Genomic DNA, 21,128 nt, shown 5'->3' with positions numbered 1-21,128 from the left:
TCAGCCGGCCACAGGCTGCGGCCACGGGACGCCGTCGACGCGGCGGTAGCGGGTGCCGAGCGCATCCCAGTGCTCGGCGAGCGCGCCGAGCCGGGCGGTGAAGTCCTCGATGTCCCGCGCCGAGCGCACCTCGGCGGTGTCGGCGGGCGCAGGCGACCAGCCGATCTCCGCGACCGCCGCAAGCCGGGGGAACACCATCTCCTCGGCGTCCTCGATGGTCGGCACGGTCTCGGTCCAGAGCGGCGCCTCGACACCGAGGATGTGCGCGTCGCCGAGCCCGGGCACGATCCGCGCCGGATCCCACTCGAACGCGTCGCGGAGGCTGGTGGGGCCGTCCGCCCAGTCCTGGCCGATGCTGTCGCCCTCCTCGTAGACGATGTCGAGGTAGGCGACGTCCGCCGGGGACATGATGACGGACCCGCCGCGGCGCACGAACGACAGCGCCTCCTCCGCCGCGTCGGCCTGCGGCGTCCGGAACGACCAGTACTGGCCGACCGTTCCCTCGGGGAGCCCGTCGCTTCGTCCCATCTCGTGCCAGCCGACCGGCGTCTTGCCGGTCTGCGCGACCAGCTGCGCTGCGCGGTCCACGAAACTCCGGAAGTCGTCCTCGTCCGTGCTGAGGCACTCGTCGCCGCCGATGTGCAGGTAGGGGCCGGGCGTCAGCTCGGCGACCTCGCGCAGCACGTCGCCGACGAACCGGTCGGTCGTGCCGTCGCCGGTGAGCAGCGTGCTGAAGCCGACGTCGGATCCCGTGTACAGCGCCGGCGCGACGCCGTCGCGGTTGAGCTCGGGGTAGGAGGCGAGTGCCGCGTTCGTGTGGCCGGGCATGTCGATCTCGGGCACGACCGTCACGTGACGGTCGGCGGCGTACGCGACGAGCTCGCGGTAGTCGTCCTTGCTGTAGAAGCCGCCGCGGCTGCCGTCGCTGCCGGTGGATCCGCCGTGCTCGGTCAGGCGCGGCCACGCGTCGATGTGGATGCGCCAGCCCTGGTCGTCGGTCAGGTGCAGGTGGAGGTGGTTGACCTTCAGCAGCACGATCGCGTCGATGAACCGCTTGACGTCCGCGACCGGGAAGAAGTGCCGGGCGACGTCGAGCATCGCGCCGCGGTAGCCGAAGCGCGGGTGGTCGGTGATGCGCACGGCGTCCAGCGTCAGCGGGTCGTCCGCGCACGAGGCGGGCACGAGCTGGCGGAGCGTCTGCACGCCCCAGAACGCGCCGGCCGCGGTCGCGGCGCCGATCCGCACGCCCTCGGCCGCGACCTCCAGCGTGTAGCCCTCCTCGCGGTGCCCGGCCGGCCCCTCGTCGTCCGCGACCACGATCGCGATGTCGCCGAACGCGGGCGGCTCGTGCACCACCGCGAGTTCACGGCGGCAGTCGGTGGCGAGTTCGGCGCGCAGCAGCCGGGCGACGCCGTCGGCTGCGGGCCCGGCGACGCTGATGCGCGCGCCGGGGGAGAGGGTGAACGACGCGTCGTCGCTCGGCTCGATCTGCGCAGGACGGGGGACGACCACGGGGGCTCCTAACGCGCTGAGAGACAGCCATAGGGGGTTTCTGGTGGAACGGCCGACGCTGCCCGCCCCGCCGGTCGGCCCTCAGCGAGTATTGCAGGGGTCCTAACTAATGAGCAAGGGTTCGTCCCGGCCCTCCTTTGCTATGCTTGCTCACGTCGCGACTGGCGCTCAGATGGTCACCATCGGGGAGCGACAACGGTACCTCGAACGAACGGGTGGATTCGGCCGCGCGCCTGGGTCGATGCACAAGATGTCCATCCCTGTTACGAAGGAGCCGATTGTGACCGACACCCTTCCCTCGACGTTCACCGCCCCGCTGGCGGAGGTCGACCCGGAGATCGCGGAGGTGCTGCAGCTCGAGCTCGGCCGCCAGCGCGACTACCTGGAGATGATCGCCTCCGAGAACTTCGTGCCCCGCGCGGTGCTCGAAGCCGTCGGCTCGGTGCTCACCAACAAGTACGCGGAGGGCTACCCCGGCCGCCGCTACTACGGTGGCTGCGAGTACGTGGACGTCGCCGAGCAGCTGGCGATCGACCGGGCGAAGAGCCTGTTCGGCGCCGAGTACGCGAACGTCCAGCCGCACTCCGGTGCGTCCGCCAACGCCGCGGTCCTGTCCGCGATCGCGACCCCCGGCGACACCATCCTCGGTCTGGAGCTCGCCCACGGCGGCCACCTCACCCACGGGATGAAGCTGAACTTCTCCGGCAAGCTCTACAACGCCGTCTCCTACGGTGTGGACCCCGAGTCGTTCCTCGTCGACATGAACGTGGTGCGCGACAAGGCGATCGAGCACAAGCCGCAGGTCATCATCGCCGGCTGGTCGGCCTACCCGCGCCAGCTCGACTTCGCCGCCTTCCGCGAGATCGCTGACGAGGTCGGCGCGAAGCTCTGGGTGGACATGGCCCACTTCGCCGGGCTCGTCGCCGCCGGCCTGCACCCGTCGCCCGTCCCGTTCGCGGACGTCGTCAGCTCCACCGTCCACAAGACGATCGGCGGACCGCGCTCCGGTTTCATCGTCAGCCGTGACACGGAGCTTGCGAAGAAGCTCAACTCCAACGTGTTCCCCGGACAGCAGGGCGGACCGCTGATGCACGTGATCGCCGCCAAGGCGACCGCGTTCAAGCTCGCAGCGACCCAGGAGTTCAAGGACCGCCAGGAGCGCACCATCCGCGGCGCGAAGCTGCTCGCCGAGCGCCTGACGGCCGAGGACTCCCGCGCCGCCGGCGTCGATGTCCTCACCGGCGGAACCGACGTGCACCTGGTGCTCGCGGACCTGCGCACCTCGGAGCTCGACGGTCAGCAGGCCGAGGACGTGCTGCACGAGGTCGGCATCACGGTGAACCGCAACGCGGTCCCGTTCGACCCGCGCCCGCCGATGGTCACCTCCGGTCTGCGCATCGGCACGCCGGCGCTCGCCACCCGCGGCTTCGGGGACACCGAGTTCACCGAGGTCGCCGACATCATCGCGCTCGCGCTGCGCCCGGGCGCCGACACGAAGGCGCTCCGCGCCCGTGTCGACGCCCTCACGGCCGCCTTCCCGCTCTACCCCGGACTGACGCCTTCGGGCCAGGACGCCTTCCCGGTCGAGCTCCCCTCCTCCATCTGACCCGCCCGCAGCCGCCGAGCACAGGAGAAGTGCGCCGATCCGCCCGGATCCGCGACCCTTCTCCTGTGCTCGGCGACTGACGATTACAGGAGAACATCATGAACGCACGGATTCTGGACGGGAAGGCGACCGCAGCCTCGATCAAGGCGGAGCTGACGGAGCGCGTGGCCGCGCTCCGCGAGCGGGGAGTCGTCCCCGGCCTCGGCACCATCCTGGTCGGCGACGACCCCGGATCGCAGTGGTACGTCGCCGGCAAGCACCGCGACTGCGCCGAGGTCGGCATCGCGTCGATCCGCCGCGACCTGCCCGCCGACATCTCGCAGGCGGAACTCGAGGCCGTCGTGGAGGAGCTGAACGCCGACCCCGACTGCACCGGCTTCATCGTGCAGCTCCCGCTCCCCGGCCACCTGGACACCGACGCCATCCTCGAGCTGGTCGACCCGGCGAAGGATGCGGACGGCCTGCACCCGACGAACCTCGGCCGGCTCGTGCTCAACGTGAACCGGCCGATCACCACGCCGCTGCCCTGCACGCCGCGCGGCGTGATCGAGCTGATGCTCCGCCACGACATCGACCTGAAGGGCAAGGACGTCGTCGTCGTCGGCCGCGGCGTCACCGTCGGCCGCGCGATCGGCTCGCTGCTCACGCGTCGCGAGTACAACGCCACCGTCACCCTGACCCACACCGGCACGAAGGACCTGGACGCGCACCTGCGCCGCGCGGACATCATCGTGGCCGCGGCGGGCGTCGCCGGCCTGGTGACCGCGGACAACGTGAAGCCGGGGGCCGTCGTGCTCGACGTCGGCGTCAGCCGCATCGAGGACCCGGAGACGGGCAAGAGCCGCGTGGCCGGGGACGTCGCCGCGGACGTGGCCGAGGTCGCGTCCTGGGTGTCGCCGAACCCGGGCGGCGTCGGACCGATGACCCGCGCGCTGCTGCTGCAGAACGTCGTCGAGTCGGCGGAGCGGTCGCTGGCATGAGCGACGCGGACCGCACGCATCCCGCCGTCGAGCGGGTAGAGGCCGCGCTCCTGGCCGCCGGGGTCGAGCCGCGGGTGCGCTGGTTCGAGACCCCGACCCCGACGGCCGTGTCGGCGGCGGCGGAACTCGGCGTCGAGGTCGGCGCTATCGCGAACTCGCTCGTCTTCACGATCGACGGCGAGCCGCTGCTCGTGATGACTTCCGGAGCGCACCGCGTCGACACGTCGTTCCTGGGCGAGCGGCTCGGCGGCCGCATCCGCCGCGCCGACGCGGACACCGTGAAGGCGGCGACCGGCCAAACGATCGGCGGCGTCGCCCCGCTCGGGCATCCCGCGCCGCTGCGCACCGTCGTGGATGTGGAGCTCGCCGGTTACCCGGAGGTCTGGGCTGCGGCGGGACACGCCCACACGGTATTCCCGACGACATTCCAGGAGCTGGTGCGCATCACCGGCGGCGAGCCGGCCCCGGTCGCGCCCGAGTAGGCACTTCCCCCTCACGATTTGCCCCAAATCGTGGCTCTGACGCGCTCGGAACCACGATGTGGCGCAAATGTGTATGCGTCGTGGCGGCGCTATGACGTGTGCCGCCGAGCGCGACCCAAGGAGTTACGGCGCGGGGTGCTCGCCGACGTGCCGCAGGTACGCGGCGGCGTTGTGCAGGATGCCGGCCCGCTCGTCCCCGGTCAGCTCGCGGCGCACCTTCCCCGGCACGCCGGCCACGAGCGACCCCGGCGGGATGACGGCGCCCTCCAGCACAACGGTGCCGGCGGCGAGCAGCGAGCCCGCACCGACGACCGCGCCGTTCAGCACGGTCGCGTGCATCCCCACCAGGACGCCGTCCTCGATGGTGCAGCCGTGCAGCACCGCGTTGTGGCCGACGGAGACGTCCGAGCCGATGGTCAGCGGGAAGCCGGCATCGACGTGGCAGGAGACGTTGTCCTGGATGTTGCTGCGCTCGCCGAGCACGATGTCCTCTGCCTCCGCCCGCAGCACGGCGTTGTACCAGACGCTCGACCCGGCGAGCAGGCGCACCCGGCCCGCGAGCACGGCCCCGGGGGCGACGAACGCGTCGTCCGCGAGGTCGGGGGTCGAGCCGTCCGCGAGGGTCACGATGGTCATGGCTCCACCCTATGCGCACCCTATGCGGCCGGCACTCCCAGGTCGTAGACCGGCGCCGTCGCCCGGGTGAGTGCCGCGCGGGAGGCGGCGGAGGCGCCCGGCGCCACCAGGACGAGGTTGCCGTATCCGCTGATCGTCGCGGCCTCCGGCAGTACGGCCCTCAGCACCTTTACGGAGACCGCGTCCGGCACCAGATGCGCCTCAGCGGCGGCGCCTCCACTCGCGACCCGGAGCGTCAGCGCGTGCTCGTGGAACCGGTCGGCGGTGGTGCACGCCGCGCCGTGGACGGCGGAAGCCGGACCGATCGCGGCGATCAGGCACAGCCGCCCGCGCGCGTCCAGAGCCGCCCAGAACGTCCCGGCGGTTCCGGACTGGAGCAGCCGGATGCTCGCGCGGTCCAGGCCGCCCTGCACGGCGGAGGCCGGGTCGAAGCCGGACGGCAGCGCATCCGCGGCCGTCGCGGCGCTGCCGAGGACGCCCAGGTCGTACGTCGCCGCGGCGGAGGCCGTCGCCTGCGGTGTCGAGCCGGCCTGCGCCGTCGCGGCGATGCCGACCGCTCCCGCTGCGATGGCGAGCACCGCGGCGATCCCGATCGTCCCGATCCATGCGCCTCGAGCCATGACGGTCACCCCCCCCGATCCGGCGGGTCCCCCGATCCGCCTTCTTCCACGCTACGAGGATGCCTCGCGGGCGGCATCCACCGTAAGACGGATCTTCGCGGATCCCGGGTCGGGCCTCGGTCCCTCAGTCCGCGACGACCACGAAGCGCTTCCGCGCGATGCGTTCGCCCGGCTCGCCGGTCAGCTCGCCGAGGGCGTCGAGCACACGGTCGAGGATGCGCGGCGGCAGCGGGAGCGGCAGCTCGTCCGGCTGGTCGAGCGTTCCCGGCGGATAGACGACGCCGGGCGTCGACGACATCTCCACGTGCGCGCCGCGCAGTTCGCGCACGGGCGCGGTCGGCGCATCCCGGAATCGGATCAGCCGCTCGATCGTCGCGCGGTACTGCGCACGGTCGCGGACGTAGAGGTGGCCGGGGAGCACGGTGTCCCCGGTGAACAGGATGCCGGTCGCGCGGTCGAAGAACGCGACGGCGGACGGCTCGTGCCCCGGACCGCCGATCACGTCCACGAGCCTCCGGCCGAGGTCGAGCTCGACCGCCTCGTCCGGCCACGAACGGAACCCGAAGCGCGCGATCACCTGCGCGGGAGTCGGGCCGACGACGGTCGTGGCCGCTCGACCGGCCAGCAGCGGGTCGCCTGCGATGTGGTCGCCGTGCGCGTGGCTGTGCGCGACAAGCAGCGGATAGGGCCGCACGAACACGGCCGGGTTTCGCCGCAGCCACTCGGCGGTCAGCCGGTCAAGCGTCGCACGCAGCGGGAACACGGCCTCGTCGGCGGTCGCCCCGGTGTCGATGAGCAGGGAGCGCTCACGCCCGAACAGCAGGAAGAGGAAGGGCGCCTCCCAGTGCGAGCTCTTCGGCTGGCGCAGTTGCACCGTGTCGGCATCCAGCCAGGTGATCTCGGCCTCGGGTACGCTCACCCGTCAATTCTGCACCGCGCGCGTGTCGCGGTGGTGAACGAGCGTCAGCTCTCCCGGCGAGCGCCCTCGGACGCGCGGACCGTGAACAGGTCAGGCTGGCCGAAGCCGTGCTCGGCGAACGCGCCGTCCAGCGCGACGAGCACGCGGCTGAGCGCGTCCGTCGGCACCAGGGCGATCGCGGAGCCGCCGAAGCCGCCTCCGGTCATGCGGGCGCCGATCGCGCCGTTGGCCTGCGCGGTCTCGACTGCGAGGTCCAGCTCCGGCACGGAGATCTCGAAGTCGTCGCGCATGGACACGTGCGACGCGTCGAGCAGTTCGCCGATCGCCCGCGGACCGCGCTCGCGCAGGGTCCTGACGGTGTCCAGAACGCGCTGGTTCTCGGTGACGACGTGGCGCACGCGGCGGAAGGTGACGTCGTCGAGGATCTCCCGGGCGCGCGGCAGGTCGTCGACGCTCACGTCGCGCAGCGACTCGACGCCGAGCGCGGCGGCGCCGGCCTCGCACGAGGCCCGCCGCTCCTTGTAGCCGCCGGTGGCGTGCGCGTGCGTGACACCGGTGTCCATCACGAGGATCTCGAGCCCCGCGGCCTCGAGGCCGAGCGGCACCACCTCGGAGACGAGCGTGCGGCAGTCCAGGAACACGGCCGCGTCCTCCTGGCCGAGCAGGGAGGCGGACTGGTCCATGATGCCGGTCGGTGCTCCGACGGCGATGTTCTCGGCGCGCTGGCCGACGCGGGCGAGCGTCTGCCGGTCGAGGCCGAGGCGCCAGACGTCGTTCAGCGCGAGAAGGGTCGCTCCCTCGATGGCGGCGGAGGACGACAGGCCGGCGCCGACCGGGACGTTGGAGTCGAGCAGCAGGTCGAAGCCGGGCACCGCAGCGAGGTCGGCGCCGAACTCGCCCAGCGCCCACGCGACGCCGAGCGGGTACGCCGACCAGCCCTGCAGCGCGTCGGGCGAGAGGGCGTCCAGGTCCACCTCGACGAGCTCGTCGGCGAAGGTGCTGCCGACGCGGATGGTGCGGTCCTCGCGCAGCCCGAGTGCGGCCACCGTGCGCCGGTTGATCGCGAACGGCAGCACGAAGCCCTCGTTGTAGTCGGTGTGCTCGCCGATCAGGTTCGCACGTCCCGGGCTCGACCAGACGCCGTCCGGCTCGCGGTCGAAGACCTCGGCGAAGTCGTCGCGGACACCGGTGCGCAGGTCGGTCATTGCTCGGCCTTTCAGAGGGAGGGGGTGGAGGCGGGGACGGTGACGAGGCCGGAGATGCCGGCGGGCAGTGCGCCGACGGGGTTCTCGCGGTCGGCCTTCGCGACGGCGTCGCGCAGGGCGGCGGCGGACTGCTCCGGCGGGATGTCGCCGACCCAGGCGCCCATCGCGGACTCCGACCCGGCCAGGAACTTCAGCTTATCCGCGCCGCGCCGGGGCGAGGTGATCTGCAGCATCAGCCGGATCTCGTCGCGGCGGACGCCGACGGGGGCCTGGTGCCACGCCGCGATGTACGGCGTGGGGGAGCCGTACATCGCATCCACACCGCGCAGCACGCGCAGGTAGAGCGTCGCCAGCTCGTCGCGCTCGGCATCGGAGGTCGCGGTCAGGTCGGGGACGTGCCGGTGCGGCAGCACGTGGATCTCGATCGGCCAGCGCGCGGCGAACGGCACGAACGCCGTCCAGTGCTCGCCGGCGAGGATCACCCGCTCGGACGCGCGCTCGCGCTCCAGGATGTCGGCGAACAGCGTCGGCCCGTACGAATCGAGCGAGCGGATGAGGGCGTTCGTGCGCGGCGTGATGTAGGGGTACGCGTAGATCTGGCCGTGCGGGTGATGCAGCGTGACGCCGATGGCCTCGCCGCGGTTCTCGAACGGGAACACCTGCCGGACGCTCGGGATGGCGCAGAGCGCGGCCGTTCGGTCCGCCCACGCCTCGATGACGGTGCGCGCGCGCGACGGGGTCAGGCTGCCGAAGGATCCGGTCGTCGCGGGGGAGAAGCAGACCACCTCGCAGCGGCCGACCGACGTGCGGCTGCGGCCGAGCCCGACCTCGGCGAGGTCGTCCAGGCCGCGCGGCTGGTCGGCGTCCTCGGTGAGCGGGCCGAACGACGGGGACTTGTTCTCGAAGACCGCGACGTCGTAGAGGCTCGGGATCTCGGAGGGGTTGCCGGGGCTCGCCGGAGCGAGCGGGTCGAGCTCGGCGGGCGGCAGCATGACGCGGTTCTGGCGCGCGGCGGCGATGGACACCCACTCCCCGGTGAGCGGGTCCTGCCGCATGGACGCCGTGGCGGGACGCGGCGCCGGCTCGCGCAGGTCGGGCGAGCGGTCCGGGTCGAGCGTCGTGTCGGCGTCGTCGAAGTAGATGAGGTCCCGACCGTCGGCGAGCCGGTGCGGGCGCTTGGTGATGGCGGCCATGCGTACCTTTCGTTTCCGAAAGCGAGGGTAGCCGATTGCTTATGAATTGACAAGAAAACGCAACCGCTGGACGATGGGCCTATGAGCGAACCGCTGCCGGCGCCGTTGCGGCGTGAACGGATGCTCGAGTTGATCGGGCGTGCCGGCTTCGCGCGCGTCGCCGAGCTCAGCGAGGCCTTCCAGGTCTCCGACGTCACGATCCGCAGCGACCTGGACGCGCTCGACGCGCAGCAGAGCATCCGCCGGGTGCACGGGGGAGCGGTGCTGCGCGGGCCCGGCGTCCGCGAGCCGAGCTTCGAGGAGGCGCTCGAATCCTCCGCGGAGGAGAAGCGCCGCATCGGCGAGGCGGCGGCAGGGCTCGTCGTCTCCGGCAGCAGCGTCCTGCTCGACGTCGGCACCACGACGGCTGCCATCGCCCGCGCGCTCGCCGACCGCGACGATCTCGAGGACGTCACCGTCATCACGAACGGCCTCACCATCGCGCTGGAGCTGGAGCGCGCCATCCCGCGCTTCCAGGTCGTCGTCACCGGAGGGACGCTGCGACCGCTGCAGCACTCGCTCGTCGAGCCCCTGGCGGCGGTGCTCCTCGAGCGGATGCACGCCGATGTCGCGTTCATCGGCTGCACCGGCGTGCATCCCGCGGGCGGCATCACCAACGTGAACCTGCCGGAGGCCGACCTCAAGCGCGTCATGGTCGGCTCCGCCACCCGCGCGATCGTCGTCGCCGACGGGTCGAAGCTGGGCCGCACGCACCTCGGCCGGATCGCCTCCATCGAGGAGGTCGCCGGCCTCATCACCGGGGACTCGGCCGCGCCGGCCGCGCTCGACGCGATCCGCGACACCGGACTGCCGGTGACCGTCGCCTGAGGCGCATCCTCGGGCCTACGCTGAGGGTATGCGCGCACCAACCGGAGACCAGTACGAGCTCGAGTTCGGTGACCTGACCGCCACCGTCACGCAGGTGGCCGCGGGAATCCGCACCCTGCGTTTCGCGGGCGTCGACCTGATCGAACCGTTCGACGAGGATGCCACACCGCCCTCCGCCGACGGCATCGTGCTCGTGCCGTGGCCCAACCGGGTCAAGGACGGCGTCTGGGAGCTCGACGGCGTCCCGCAGCGGCTCGCCCTCACCGAGCCGGCGCTCGGGAACGCGTCGCACGGGCTGCTGCGCCACCGGCCGTACACGCTGGTCGAGCGCACCGACTCGTCGGTGACCCAGGCCGCCGCGATCTATCCGGAGGCGGGCTACCCGTTCATCCTCGACACGACGGTGACCCACGAGCTGGACACCGAGGGCCTGACGGTCACGCACACGATCACCAACCGCGGCGCCCGCAGCGCGCCCGTGGCCGTCGGCGCGCATCCCTACCTGCGGATCGGGGATGTGCCGGCCGGGCAGCTGACGCTGACCGTCCAGGCGGGGGCGCGGTTCGTCACCGACGACCGCCTCAACGTCACCGGCGAGACGCCGGTCGCCGGCACCCCGTACGACCTGTCCGAGGGCGGCCGGGTGAGCGACCTCGACCTGAACGACGGCTTCGGCGACCTGCAGGAGCGGCCGGAGCACGTGCTCTCCGCCGACGACGGCCGCCGGCTCGTGCTCTGGGGCGATCCATCGTTCGCCTACGTGCAGCTGTTCACACACCGCGCCTTCGCCACCAAGGAGAAGGGCGACGTCGCGCTCGCGATCGAGCCGATGACCGCCCCGGCCAACGCGCTGAACACGGGGACGGGCCTGCGCTGGCTGGAGCCGGAGGAGACCTGGACGCTGTCCTGGGGCATCCGGCCCGAGGGCTTCGCCGGGGACTCCTACCTCGCCAGCTGGGGGTAGAGCACCCGCACGTCCTCGTGCAGCACGGCCTTGACCCGCCGCGCGGACTCGCCGACGATCGCCTCCGCGTCGCCGGCGGCCACCGCGTCCAGCGCCTCGCGCACGACACGCTCCGGCGACTCCTTCGCGCCGTCCGCGTTCGCGGCCATCTCGGTGTCGACCCAGCCGACGTGGACGCCGACCACCTGGATGCCCTGCGGCGCGAGCTCGACGCGTGCCGAGTTGCTCGCCGACCAGAGCGCGGCCTTCGTGGCGCTGTAGGAGCCGACCGCCAGCCAGCTCAGCGCCGAGTGCATGCTGACGATCGCGCCGCCGCCGTTGGCCGCGATCGCCGGCGCGAAGGCTCGCGTGACGAGGACCGGACCCCAGAAGTTCGTGTCGAACTCGCGGCGGATCTCGTCGAGGTCCCCGGAGACCAGCGACTGGTTCACGGCGATGCCGGCGTTGTTCACGAGCACCGTAGCGTCGGACGCGATCTGCGCGGCGCGGCGGATGCTCTCGGGGTCTGTGACGTCCAGCTGCAGCGGAACGACGCGCTCGTCGGCCACGGCGACGGACTCGGGTCGACGGGCGGCGGCGTACACCTTCGAGACGCCCCGCTCCAGGAGCTCGGAGACGAAGACGGCTCCGAGGCCGCGATTGGCTCCGGTGACGATGGCGACGCGTCCGGTGAGGTCGGTCATGGGTTCCTCCAGAAAGTAAACGGATCGGTGTACTCGGAATGTACACAGATCGGTTTACTTTGCGCAAGTCGCTCCGTAGAATCGGGGCATGACCACCGCCGTGACGCCCGAAGCCCCGCCGGAGCGGAAGCCGAAGCCGCGTGAGCGCGTGCTCGAGGCAGCCGCCCGCCTGTTCATCCGCGAAGGCGTGAACGCCGTGGGAGTCGACCGGCTCGCCCAGGAGGCGCAGGTGTCCAAGCGCTCGATCTACCAACACTTCGACGGCAAGGACGCGATCGTCGCCGAGATGCTGACCAGCTACGGGCCGCGCGTCGTCGCCGGATACTTCGCCGCGGAGGACGACGAACGCCCCCCGCGCGAGCGCGCGCTGCACGTCTACGATGCGCTGCACGCCGCGGCCGAGGCGAGCGACTTCTACGGCTGCCCGTTCGTCAACGTCGCCACCGAGCTGCGCGACCGGGAGCATCCCGCGTCGGAGGTGGCGCGCCGCTTCAAGGGCGAGCTGACCGCGTACTTCGAGCGCCAGGCCGCGAACGCGGGCGTCGCGGCGCCGCACGTGCTCGCCGTGCAGCTGACGCTGCTGTTCGACGGTGCGGCGGCCAGTGCCGCGATGTGCGGAGGCACCCCGCTCGCCGCGCGCCTCGCGGCCGAGGAGTTGTGGGACGCTGCGGCCGCGCGCGCCGCTACGGCGCGATCGACAGGAAGATGAACGCCGCGAAGATGATCAGGTGGATGGTGCCCTGCATCCGCGCCGCCCGGCCCTGGACGATGGTGAGGATGCTGACGGCGACGGTGAGGGCGAGCAGTACGATCTGACTGGCGCCGAGGCCGAGGTGCAGCGCGCCGGGCAGCCAGATGGACGCGACGGCGATCGCCGGGATCGTGAGGCCGATGCTCGCGATCGCCGAGCCGAGCGCCAGGTTCAGGCTGGTCTGCATCCGGTTCCGGCGCGCCGCCTTCGCGGCCGCGATGCCCTCGGGGAGCAGCACCAGCAGGGCGATGATGACACCCACGAACGACTGCGGCAGACCGATCCCGGTCACCGCGCGCTCGATCGGCGTCGACTCCAGCTTGGCGAGGCCGACAACGGCGACCAGCGCCACGAGCAGCAGGGCGAGGCTCACGAACGCCGTCCGGGTGGTCGGCACATCCGCGTGGTCGTCGTCGCGCAGCGGCCGTCCCTTCGCCGTGACCGGGAGGAAGAAGTCCCGGTGGGCGAACGTCTGGGTGAACACGAACATCGCGTAGAGCGCGAAGGATGCGATGGCCGCGAACGCGAGCTGGCTCGGCGAGAACTGCGGTCCGGGCGTCTCGGTGAACGTCGGCACGACCATCGTGAGCGTCGCCAGCGCCGTGACCGTTCCGAGCGCCGACCCGCTGCCCTGGGCATTGAACGCCGTCGTCTCGCGGCGGGACGCGGCCAGCAGCAGGCTGAGGCCGACGATGCCGTTCATGGTGATCATCACCGCCGAGAACACGGTGTCCCTCGCGAGCGTCGCCGAGTCCTTGCCGGTGGTCATCAGCGTGACGATCAGTGCGACCTCGATGATGGTGACCGCGATCGCCAGCACCAGGGAGCCGAACGGCTCGCCGACGCGGTGCGCGACCACCTCGGCGTGCTGAACGGCCGCCAGTACGGTTCCGGCGAGCACGATGCCGATCAGGGCGACGGCGACCGGTCCGAGGGGAACCGTCCAGAACGCGGCGAGCACGATCACGCCGATGATCGGGACGAGGACCGCCCAGTACCTGGTGAGCCACGATCCCAGCGCCTTCATGTGTCCATCCTGCCAGGGCGGCGCGTCAGCGGGCGGATCGGTGTCCGGTGATGCTGAGATGAAGCATGCCTGCCGCACAGCGTTCGTCCCTCATCGCGCGGAGCGCCACCACGCTCGCGCTCGCCGTCGCCCTCGGTGCCGCCCTCGCCGGCTGCTCCACCGGGGGATCGCCGACCGCGTCGCCCTCCGACTCCGCGTCGGCGACGTCGACGCCGGTCGACACCGGGACGTCGTCGCCGCGCCCGACGTCCACGAGCACCGCGACCCCGATCGACGGCCAGTGCGACACCACGAAGCTGACCGGGACCATCGGCAAGGGCGGCGGCGGCGCGGCGGGAAGCGTCGAGGTCATGCTCGTGCTCACCAACAACGGCTCCGAGAAGTGCTCGCTGCAGGGCTGGCCCGGCGTCTCGTTCGTCGGCGACGGCAACGGCACCCAGCTGGGGGCAGCCGCCCAGTTCGACCGCAGCACCCCGCATCCCACCGTCGTGCTGCAGCCGGGAGGATCCGCTCAGGCGCCGCTGAAGATCACCAACGCCCAGAACTACGAGGGCTGCACCACGAAGCAGGCGGACGGGTTCCGGGTCTACCCGCCCGAGTCGACGGAGTCGCTGTTCGTCAAGGACGCGAACGTCACCGCCTGCACGAACCCCGACATCCAGCTGCTCACGGTCGGCGCCCTCGTCGGGAGCTGACCGCGCGACCGATACCCTGGAAGGCGTGCCCACCCCCCGATCCGCGCACGGCTCCGCGACGCCGCGCTGGCTGTTCCGGCTCGTCGTGGTCACGGCGCTCGTCGGCATCGGCTCCGGTGTGGGAGGCGGGCTGGTCTACCTCGGCCTGCACTTCATCCAGCACCTCGCGTTCGGGTACTCGGAGGGCACGTTCTTCGACGGCCTCCTGGAGGCTCCGCCGGTCAACCGGGTGGTCGCGCTCGCCGTTGCCGGCGTCATCGGCGGCGTCGGCTGGTGGCTGCTGCGGCGCTGGGGCAGGCGAAGCCCGGGGCACGCCGTCGTCTCGATCGAGGCGGCGGTCGGCGGACGCAGGATGCCCGGATTCGTCACGCTCGCGAACGCGGCGCTGCAGGTGATCATCGTCGGCCTCGGCGCGTCCATCGGCCGCGAGGTCGCGCCGCGCGAGGTGGGTGCGCTGTGGGCGGCGTGGCTGTCGGAGAAGGCCGGTGTCAGCGCCAGGGAGCGGCGCATCCTGGTCGCCTGCGGAGCGGGCGCGGGTCTCGCCGCCGTCTACAACGTCCCGTTCGGCGGGGCGGTGTTCGCCGTCGAGATCCTGCTGGCGGAGATCAGTTTCGCGACGGTGCTCCCCGCGCTCGCCACCTCGGCTGTCGCGACGCTGGTCGCGCGCATCGTGGTGCCCGCGAACCCGCTGTACCTGGTGCCGCAGGTGCCGCTGTCGCCGAACATCGTCGTCTGGTCGATCCTCGCCGGCCCGATCATCGGACTCGCGGCGGTCGGCTTCGTGCGCCTGGTGCGCTTCGCACAGGATCACCGGCCGCGGTCGTGGGGCATCCTCATCGTGATGCCCGCGGTGTTCATCGCCGTCGGCTTCGTCTCGCTCGCGTTCCCGGCGATCCTCGGCAACGGTCGCTCGCTCGGCCAGCTGGCGTTGACGGCGACGCTTCCGGTGCTGCTGATCTTCGTGACGACACTGGTGAAGACCGCGGCCACCGTCGGCACGATCGGGGCCGGAGCCGCGGGCGGGACGCTGACGCCGTCCCTCGCGATCGGCGCGGGCTTCGGCCTCACGATCGGTGCGCTGTGGAACCTCGTCTGGCCGGGGGAGCCGCTGGTCGCGTTCGCGTTCATCGGGGCCGCAGCGTTCCTCGCCGTGACGATGCGCGCGCCGCTGACGGCGCTGCTGCTGATGATGGAGTTCACCAACCAGGGTCCGGACATGCTCGCCCCGGTGATGCTCTGCATCGCCGGCGCGGTCGCGGTCGGCTACGTGCTGGAGCGCAGCCGCGTCACCGGCGTCGCCTGACGCGTCGGCCGCGCGACTGACCCCGTGTGGGACGTTTCGCCGCTGCTCGAGCAGGGACAGCCGTACCAGACGGAGTCAGTCGCGGGCCGGGCGTGCGTTCGCTGGGGGCGTTCGCCGGGCGCGATGATGCGCACCGCGCCACTGGTAGCATCGTCGACATGGAATCGATCGAGGTCGACAGAGCCTAGCCACCGGAGCGCCGGTGGCTTCGTCGTGAACGCGCCGCGCGTGTCCGCCTTCGGGCGTGGACAGCGCCGACCGACGCCACCCGCCGCTCCCCGCTGGTCCGACCCCGCCGCGCCGTCGCGTGAGCACCGGGTCGCTCATCCCTCGAACACCCCCGATCCCGCGCGCCGCGTTGCGCCGCGCGGGACAGAAAGCGAATTCCATGTCCAGCGCATCCGCGATCACCCTGCACGACCTCACCTTCGAGTGGCCGGACGGCACGGTCGCCCTCGACCGCGTCAGCGGCACCTTCACGACAGGACGCACCGGCCTGATCGGCCGCAACGGCGCCGGGAAGTCCACTCTGCTCCGCCTCATCGCCGGCGAGCTGACGCCCAGCTCCGGGCGCATCGACACCGTCGGCGACGTCGGCTACCTGCCGCAGACCCTCACCCTGCGGAGGGACACCACCATCGCCGAGCTGCTCGGCATCCACGGCATCCTCGCGGCGATGGGCGCCATCGAGTCCGGCGACGTCGACCAGCGCCACTTCGACGCGATCGGCGACGACTGGGACATCGAGTCCCGGGCGGACGAGGCTCTGCACCAGATCGGGTTCTCCGCCGCCGATCTCGACCGCAGGGTCGCCGAGGTCTCCGGGGGCGAGGCCATGCTCATCGCGATCACCGGGCTCCGCGTCCGTCGTACTCCGATCACCCTGCTCGACGAGCCGACCAACAACCTCGACCGCCGCACCCGCGCGACCCTCGCCGAGCTCATCGACCAGTGGCCGGGCACGCTCGTCGTCGTCAGCCACGACCTCGAACTGCTCGAGCACATGGACAGCACCACGGAGCTGTTCGCCGGCTCGCTGGAGTGGTTCGGCGGTCCATACAGCGCGTGGAAGGAGCACCGGGAGGGTGAGCAGGCGGCGGCCGTCCAGGCGGCGCGTTCGGCGCAGCAGGCGCTGAAGGTCGAGAAGCGGCAGCGCATCGAGGCGGAGACGAAGCTGGCCAGGCGCGAGCGGACCGCCAAGAAGACGCAGCGGGACGGCGGCATCCCGAAGATCCTCGCCGGCAACCGGGCCAGCAAGGCACAGGCATCGGCCGGGTCGATGCGCACCGCGCTCGACGACAAGGTGCAGGCGGCGCAGGCCGCCGTGGATGCGGCGGATGCGCGGGTGCGCGAGGAGGAGCACATCCACCTCACCCTGCCGGATCCCGACGTGCCGCGCGGCCGCCGGCTCGTCGAGCTGGAGGAGGGCGGGCGCACGATCGTCGTCCAGGGCCCGGAGCGTGTCGCACTCGTCGGGGCGAACGGCACCGGCAAGTCGACGCTGATCGAGCGCCTGCTGTCCGGCGCCGAGCCCGTGCTCGGGCGTCCGCACGGCCGACTGCTCACGGACCGGGTCGGCTACCTGCCCCAGCGTCTCGACGGGTTGGACGAGGACGCGAGCGCGATGGAGAACGTCCAGTCCGTCGCTCCGACGGCCGCGGCGGGTACCGTCCGCAACCAGCTCGCCCGGCTGCTGCTGCGCGGCGACAGCGTCGACCGTCCCGTACGCACGCTCTCGGGCGGCGAGCGGTTCCGGGTGTCGCTGGCCCGGCTGCTGCTCGCGGAGCCGCCCGCGCAATTGCTGGTGCTCGACGAGCCGACCAACAATCTCGACATCGCCAGCGTCGAGCAGCTCGCCGAGGCGCTGGACGCCTACCGCGGGGCCCTCATCGTCGTCAGCCACGACCACGGCTTCCTGGAGCGCATCGGCGTCGACACCGTGATCGAGCTGGACGAGGAGGGCCGGATGCACCAGCGTCCCGGCCTCGCCGCCTGAGCGTCTCATAGGAACCTCTGGGTTTCTTGCAGCGGTGTCATATGCGTGCCATCAGGCCCTCCCATCCGCGTGCGCTGTGCTGTGTCCGTCGAACGAGAGCGTCGAGAGGACGAAAGCCATGAACACCGTGGATGGAGCACCCGCAGCAGGCACCGGGGAGGGCGCGGACGGCGCCGGGGCCGGCGGCGGCCGGGCGGGACGACGGCGCAGCGTCGCGATCCTGTCGGCCGCCGCGGCGGCGACGGTCGTCGCCGGGGCGACGGTCGGGCTCGGCGTGAACAGCGTCGTCGCCGGCGCCGCCACGGCGGGGCCGGCCTCGAGCTCGTCTGCCGACATCCACACCGCGCTCGGGCGGAGCGGCTATGGCGGTTACGGCGGGTACGGATCGTCGTCGGGTTCGACCGGCTCGACGGACAGCAGCGCGCTGGCGAGCGCGACCTCAGCGCAGGAGGTCGGCGTCGTCGACATCACCTCCGAGCTCGGCTACGACCAGGCGGAGAGCGCCGGCACCGGCCTCGTGCTCACCTCGACAGGCGAGATCCTCACGAACAACCACGTCATCGAGGACGCGACGAGCATTCGCGTGACGGTGGTCGCGACGGGCGCGAGCTACGCGGCCACGGTCGTGGGCACGGACGCCACCGACGACGTCGCTGTCCTGCAGCTGAGCAACGCCTCCGGTCTCGGCACCGCGCACCTCGACACCGCGGGGGATGTGGCGCTGGGCGACGCGGTGACCGGTGTCGGCAATGCCGGCGGCGTCGGCGGCACGCCCTCGGCGTCCCCGGGAACGGTCACCGCGCTCGACGCGACCATCACGACGCAGGCCGAGCAGTCGGCCGCGTCGGAGACCCTGAACGGCCTCATCGAGACCGACGCCGACATCCAGGCCGGCGACTCGGGCGGTCCGCTCTTCAACGCCTCCGACGAGGTGATCGGCATCGACACCGCCGCGTCGCAGGGTGGGGAGACCCAGGGCTACGCCATTCCGATCGAGGACGCCCTGGCGATCGCCGGGCGGATCGAGGCGGGCCAGGCCTCGTCCACCATCACTATCGGCTACCCGGCGTTCCTCGGCGTTGAGGTCGCGCCCTCCGCCGCGTCCGGCGCCTCCGACCCGTACGGTTCGTCCGCCGAATCCTCCGGCACGGTCACCGGCGCAGCCGTCTCCGGCGTCATCGAAGGCGGCCCCGCTTCCGCCGCGGGCCTGGCGGCCGGCGACACGATCACCGCCCTGAACGGCACCCCGATCGCCTCCGCCCAGGCTCTCACCCAGGCGCTCGGCACCCTCGCCCCCGGCCGCCGCGTGAGCCTGACCTGGACCGACACCGCCGGCGCCGCGCACACCGCAGAGGTCACCCTGGCACAGGGCCCGGCCGCGTAGGCGGCGTTGGGGCCGCGGGAGCGAGGGCCACTGTCTCGCTCCCGGTGGCCCGCCGCACGGGGTTCTCAAGCGTCGGGCAGGTCGATGACGCCATCCCGCTCGGGCGGATGCGAGCCGGTGGCGATGTCCTCTTCGAGGTACACCGTAAGGTATCGGCTATCTACCGGCCGGCCGTTCGCATCGAAGACGCGATACCGCCGACGGAACAACGTACGTGAGTGCTCCCGGTTGCGGAACTCGACGGTGACCACGATCTCCGGCCAGTCGCCACTGACGCCGACTTTCAGGTCCAGGTACGGGCTCTCGACTAGGTGCACCTGGTCGTCTCGACGCGTCCAAGTCTTGGTCGGCTCGGTCAGCCGCTCGAGCTGTTCGACCACGCGATCGACGGCGATCTGGATGTCGGCGTTACTGAGCTGAGCGGGCGCCCAGGTGATTCCGCCGACTCCCGTGAGGTCCACCCGATCGCTGGCGACGGTCTGCTCGGGCGCATCGTCGACCCGGATCGGATCCCATTCTTCGGAGAGAAGCGCTGTGGCCGCGAAATCCTCTACGGCCAGCGTCGAAGGGACTCCGGCGGAGAAGTCGACCACGATCTGGTTCCGAGGATAGGAGTATCCGAGCGAGCCCGAGGGCTCGACCCTCCCGACGGGATTGGTTGGGAAGAACGTCATGAGTGTGCGACCGCCCACCTGTTCGATCCGCGCTACGGTTCGGTCGACCGTGATCGTGTCGATATGCCCATCGACGCCGAAGCGGACGAGCTCCACCGCGGAGGACGGGCCCGGTGCGGGCGGCGGCTCGAGAGGCACTCGTTGCTGATCGGGGCTCTCGTTTGGCGCAAATGCGAACCAGCCGTGCGAATCCGCGTCGTCGCCTTCGACACGTTCGCGTGCGTTGACCGTGCGCGGCTTCAGTAACTCGCGTTCTTGTTCGCGCTGCCAGCGCGCTTGATCCTTCTGGAACTCCTCCCATGACTCCAACGGAAGGTCCGGGGAATCGAAGTCCCAAGCCCCTTCGTCACCATCGATGGGGGAGATCAGTTCGCGGGAGAGTCGTTCGGGCCAGGGCCACGGGCGACCGCTAGCCCAAATCCCCGACGAGTCGGCACCGATGACAGTGAGCTGTCCGATCTCGACTGCAGAGGCGCTCCCGTCGGGGTCGATCCGGACAGCCGTCGACCAGACCCTTTCGCCCGGTTCGTTCGAGTCCGCTTCGTACACCACCCACACTGCGTCGGGAGCGGTCACGAGGCGTCCGGTCGCCGGGTGCAGTGGCAGTGGCGCATCCGGCCATGTCACGAATCGCTCCTCGTCAGCGTTCCGAAGGAACGCCACCGGGCGGTTCCTATCGATGAGGAAGCGGACCCCGCCCAGTTCGACGGGAGGAAACGGGTCCAGCTGAGGTGACACCACCCTCACACTCTAGAGCCGCTGAGGGTCATCTCACGGGCCCACGATCGACGGCGCGCGGAGTCACTGCCGCCAGGTTCGTAGGCGCGTTTCCGCACCTGCCAGGGGTAGCAGTGTGGCTGTGCACCACAACCGATCTGGAACGAGACGCTCTTCGATCCGACCCTGAGGTTGTTGAGACCGTCATGGCAGTGATGCGAAACGCGGGATTCTCATCAACTGATATTGCGCCGAGCGCAGTGATCGTGGATTCTCAAGAAACCGTCGATCGTGACGCTCAGGGCAGCTGGTTCTTCGCGATGCGATGATCGGCTTGCCCGACGTGCGGCGCATCGATCAGCACTGCGCTCGGATCAGTAGTGGTAGCGGGCCTGCAGGATGATCACGTAAGCGTCATCGACCAGGTACACGAGCCGATTCGCTTCATCGATGCGACGCGACCACGCCCCGGCAAGAGCGTGCTTCAGCGGCTCCGGCTTGCCGACGCCCTCGAAAGGATCGTCGCGAAGGATGTCGTCGACCAGGAGGTTGATCCGCTTGAGCGTTCGGCGATCCTGGCCCTGCCAGTAGAGGTAGTCCTCCCAGCCGCCGGCGGTCCAGGCGAGCTTTCGGTCACTCACTGGTCAGGTCGTGCTCGGTGATGTCTCCCGCCCGGGCGCTCTCAATGGCGTCGATGAGGCGGCGTGCGTTCTTGGGGGAGCGCAGGAGGTAGGTGGTCTCGAGCAGCGAGTCGTACTCGTCCTTCGACATCAGCACGGCCGAACCGCGCTTGGACGTGATCTCGACCTCGGTCTGGTCGAGGTTGACGCGTTCGATGAGGCCGAACAGGTCGCTGCGAGCTTCGCTTGCTGTGATGGCCATGGCTCCTCCAAGTGGTACAAGATATCGTACCA

General features: G+C 71.3%; 21 protein-coding genes. 10 read left to right on the top strand and 11 right to left on the bottom strand.

What is annotated here, in order from left to right; genetic code table 11:
• Window positions 1-1,512: a beta-N-acetylhexosaminidase gene (locus tag AAME72_RS02005; RefSeq protein WP_348788586.1), complete on the bottom strand. Its 1,512-nt coding sequence runs from the start codon at window positions 1,510-1,512 to the stop codon at window positions 1-3.
• Between the two features lie 280 nt (window positions 1,513-1,792).
• Between AAME72_RS02005 and glyA the strand changes: the two genes are divergently transcribed.
• The 3 genes from glyA to AAME72_RS01990 all read left to right on the top strand — a co-directional run bounded on the left by glyA (window position 1,793) and on the right by AAME72_RS01990 (window position 4,580).
• The gene (gene glyA, locus AAME72_RS02000; protein ID WP_348788585.1) at window positions 1,793-3,118 is read left to right on the top strand and encodes a serine hydroxymethyltransferase; all 1,326 of its coding nucleotides are present in this window, start codon (window positions 1,793-1,795) and stop codon (window positions 3,116-3,118) included.
• A 98-nt stretch (window positions 3,119-3,216) separates the two neighbouring features.
• Window positions 3,217-4,098 carry a bifunctional methylenetetrahydrofolate dehydrogenase/methenyltetrahydrofolate cyclohydrolase gene (locus AAME72_RS01995; protein WP_348788584.1) on the top strand — a complete coding sequence of 294 codons (882 nt, stop codon included), beginning with the start codon at window positions 3,217-3,219 and terminating at the stop codon, window positions 4,096-4,098.
• Window positions 4,095-4,580: a YbaK/EbsC family protein gene (locus AAME72_RS01990; protein WP_348788583.1), complete on the top strand. Its 486-nt coding sequence runs from the start codon at window positions 4,095-4,097 to the stop codon at window positions 4,578-4,580. The genes AAME72_RS01995 and AAME72_RS01990 overlap by 4 nt, the downstream gene beginning before the upstream one ends.
• A 123-nt stretch (window positions 4,581-4,703) precedes the next feature.
• On the opposite strand, the gene AAME72_RS01985 is transcribed toward AAME72_RS01990, so the two are convergent.
• From AAME72_RS01985 to galT, 5 genes are all read right to left on the bottom strand, one after another.
• Entirely contained in the window at window positions 4,704-5,216 is a 513-nt protein-coding gene (locus AAME72_RS01985; protein ID WP_348788582.1) for a gamma carbonic anhydrase family protein, read from the bottom strand.
• A gap of 20 nt (window positions 5,217-5,236) precedes the next feature.
• Window positions 5,237-5,836, bottom strand: a complete 600-nt coding sequence (locus AAME72_RS01980) for a hypothetical protein (protein ID WP_348788581.1) — start codon at window positions 5,834-5,836, stop codon at window positions 5,237-5,239.
• Window positions 5,837-5,960: 124 nt separating this feature from the next.
• Window positions 5,961-6,755 (bottom strand): MBL fold metallo-hydrolase, encoded by a 795-nt coding sequence (locus AAME72_RS01975; RefSeq protein ID WP_348788580.1) that lies wholly within the window; start codon window positions 6,753-6,755, stop codon window positions 5,961-5,963.
• A 44-nt stretch (window positions 6,756-6,799) separates the two neighbouring features.
• Window positions 6,800-7,960, bottom strand: coding sequence for a galactokinase (gene galK, locus AAME72_RS01970; protein ID WP_348788579.1), 1,161 nt, complete (start codon window positions 7,958-7,960; stop codon window positions 6,800-6,802).
• Window positions 7,961-7,971: 11 nt separating this feature from the next.
• Window positions 7,972-9,153, bottom strand: a complete 1,182-nt coding sequence (gene galT, locus AAME72_RS01965) for a galactose-1-phosphate uridylyltransferase (protein WP_348788578.1) — start codon at window positions 9,151-9,153, stop codon at window positions 7,972-7,974.
• Between the two features lie 81 nt (window positions 9,154-9,234).
• On the opposite strand from galT, the gene AAME72_RS01960 reads away from it, so the two are divergent.
• Window positions 9,235-10,020: a DeoR/GlpR family DNA-binding transcription regulator gene (locus AAME72_RS01960; protein ID WP_348788577.1), complete on the top strand. Its 786-nt coding sequence runs from the start codon at window positions 9,235-9,237 to the stop codon at window positions 10,018-10,020.
• 28 nt (window positions 10,021-10,048) lie between these two features.
• On the top strand, window positions 10,049-10,984 hold the full coding sequence (locus AAME72_RS01955) for an aldose 1-epimerase family protein (protein ID WP_348788576.1): 936 nt from the start codon (window positions 10,049-10,051) through the stop codon (window positions 10,982-10,984).
• Here AAME72_RS01955 and AAME72_RS01950 read toward each other — a convergent pair.
• Window positions 10,963-11,667, bottom strand: a complete 705-nt coding sequence (locus AAME72_RS01950) for an SDR family oxidoreductase (RefSeq protein WP_348788575.1) — start codon at window positions 11,665-11,667, stop codon at window positions 10,963-10,965. The two genes, AAME72_RS01955 and AAME72_RS01950, sit on opposite strands and share 22 nt — an antisense overlap.
• A gap of 88 nt (window positions 11,668-11,755) precedes the next feature.
• Here AAME72_RS01950 and AAME72_RS01945 point away from each other — a divergent pair, with 88 nt between their 5' ends.
• The gene (locus AAME72_RS01945; protein WP_348788574.1) at window positions 11,756-12,376 is read left to right on the top strand and encodes a TetR/AcrR family transcriptional regulator; all 621 of its coding nucleotides are present in this window, start codon (window positions 11,756-11,758) and stop codon (window positions 12,374-12,376) included.
• Here the strand turns inward: AAME72_RS01945 and AAME72_RS01940 are convergent.
• Complete coding sequence (locus tag AAME72_RS01940; RefSeq protein ID WP_348788573.1) at window positions 12,351-13,445, bottom strand: ionic transporter y4hA; 1,095 nt, start codon at window positions 13,443-13,445, stop codon at window positions 12,351-12,353. The two genes, AAME72_RS01945 and AAME72_RS01940, sit on opposite strands and share 26 nt — an antisense overlap.
• Before the next feature lie 65 nt (window positions 13,446-13,510).
• Between AAME72_RS01940 and AAME72_RS01935 the strand changes: the two genes are divergently transcribed.
• The 4 genes from AAME72_RS01935 to AAME72_RS01920 all read left to right on the top strand — a co-directional run bounded on the left by AAME72_RS01935 (window position 13,511) and on the right by AAME72_RS01920 (window position 18,823).
• On the top strand, window positions 13,511-14,140 hold the full coding sequence (locus AAME72_RS01935) for a DUF4232 domain-containing protein (RefSeq protein WP_348788572.1): 630 nt from the start codon (window positions 13,511-13,513) through the stop codon (window positions 14,138-14,140).
• A gap of 25 nt (window positions 14,141-14,165) precedes the next feature.
• Window positions 14,166-15,443: a chloride channel protein gene (locus AAME72_RS01930; protein WP_348788571.1), complete on the top strand. Its 1,278-nt coding sequence runs from the start codon at window positions 14,166-14,168 to the stop codon at window positions 15,441-15,443.
• Between the two features lie 388 nt (window positions 15,444-15,831).
• Window positions 15,832-17,439 (top strand): ABC-F family ATP-binding cassette domain-containing protein, encoded by a 1,608-nt coding sequence (locus AAME72_RS01925; RefSeq protein ID WP_348788570.1) that lies wholly within the window; start codon window positions 15,832-15,834, stop codon window positions 17,437-17,439.
• Window positions 17,440-17,557: 118 nt separating this feature from the next.
• Complete coding sequence (locus tag AAME72_RS01920) at window positions 17,558-18,823, top strand: trypsin-like peptidase domain-containing protein (protein ID WP_348788569.1); 1,266 nt, start codon at window positions 17,558-17,560, stop codon at window positions 18,821-18,823.
• A 65-nt stretch (window positions 18,824-18,888) separates the two neighbouring features.
• On the opposite strand, the gene AAME72_RS01915 is transcribed toward AAME72_RS01920, so the two are convergent.
• From AAME72_RS01915 to AAME72_RS01905, 3 genes are all read right to left on the bottom strand, one after another.
• Window positions 18,889-20,238, bottom strand: a complete 1,350-nt coding sequence (locus AAME72_RS01915; RefSeq protein WP_348788568.1) for a hypothetical protein — start codon at window positions 20,236-20,238, stop codon at window positions 18,889-18,891.
• A 350-nt stretch (window positions 20,239-20,588) separates the two neighbouring features.
• Entirely contained in the window at window positions 20,589-20,855 is a 267-nt protein-coding gene (locus AAME72_RS01910; protein WP_348788567.1) for a Txe/YoeB family addiction module toxin, read from the bottom strand.
• Window positions 20,848-21,096: a type II toxin-antitoxin system prevent-host-death family antitoxin gene (locus AAME72_RS01905; RefSeq protein ID WP_185276610.1), complete on the bottom strand. Its 249-nt coding sequence runs from the start codon at window positions 21,094-21,096 to the stop codon at window positions 20,848-20,850. Before AAME72_RS01905 ends, AAME72_RS01910 begins: the two co-directional genes overlap by 8 nt.
• Between the last annotated feature and the right edge of the window lie 32 nt (window positions 21,097-21,128).

Origin of the sequence: Leifsonia sp. NPDC080035 (genome assembly GCF_040050925.1) — a bacterium.
GTDB lineage: Bacteria > Actinomycetota > Actinomycetes > Actinomycetales > Microbacteriaceae > Leifsonia.
This window is presented reverse-complemented; position numbering and strand designations above follow the sequence as displayed.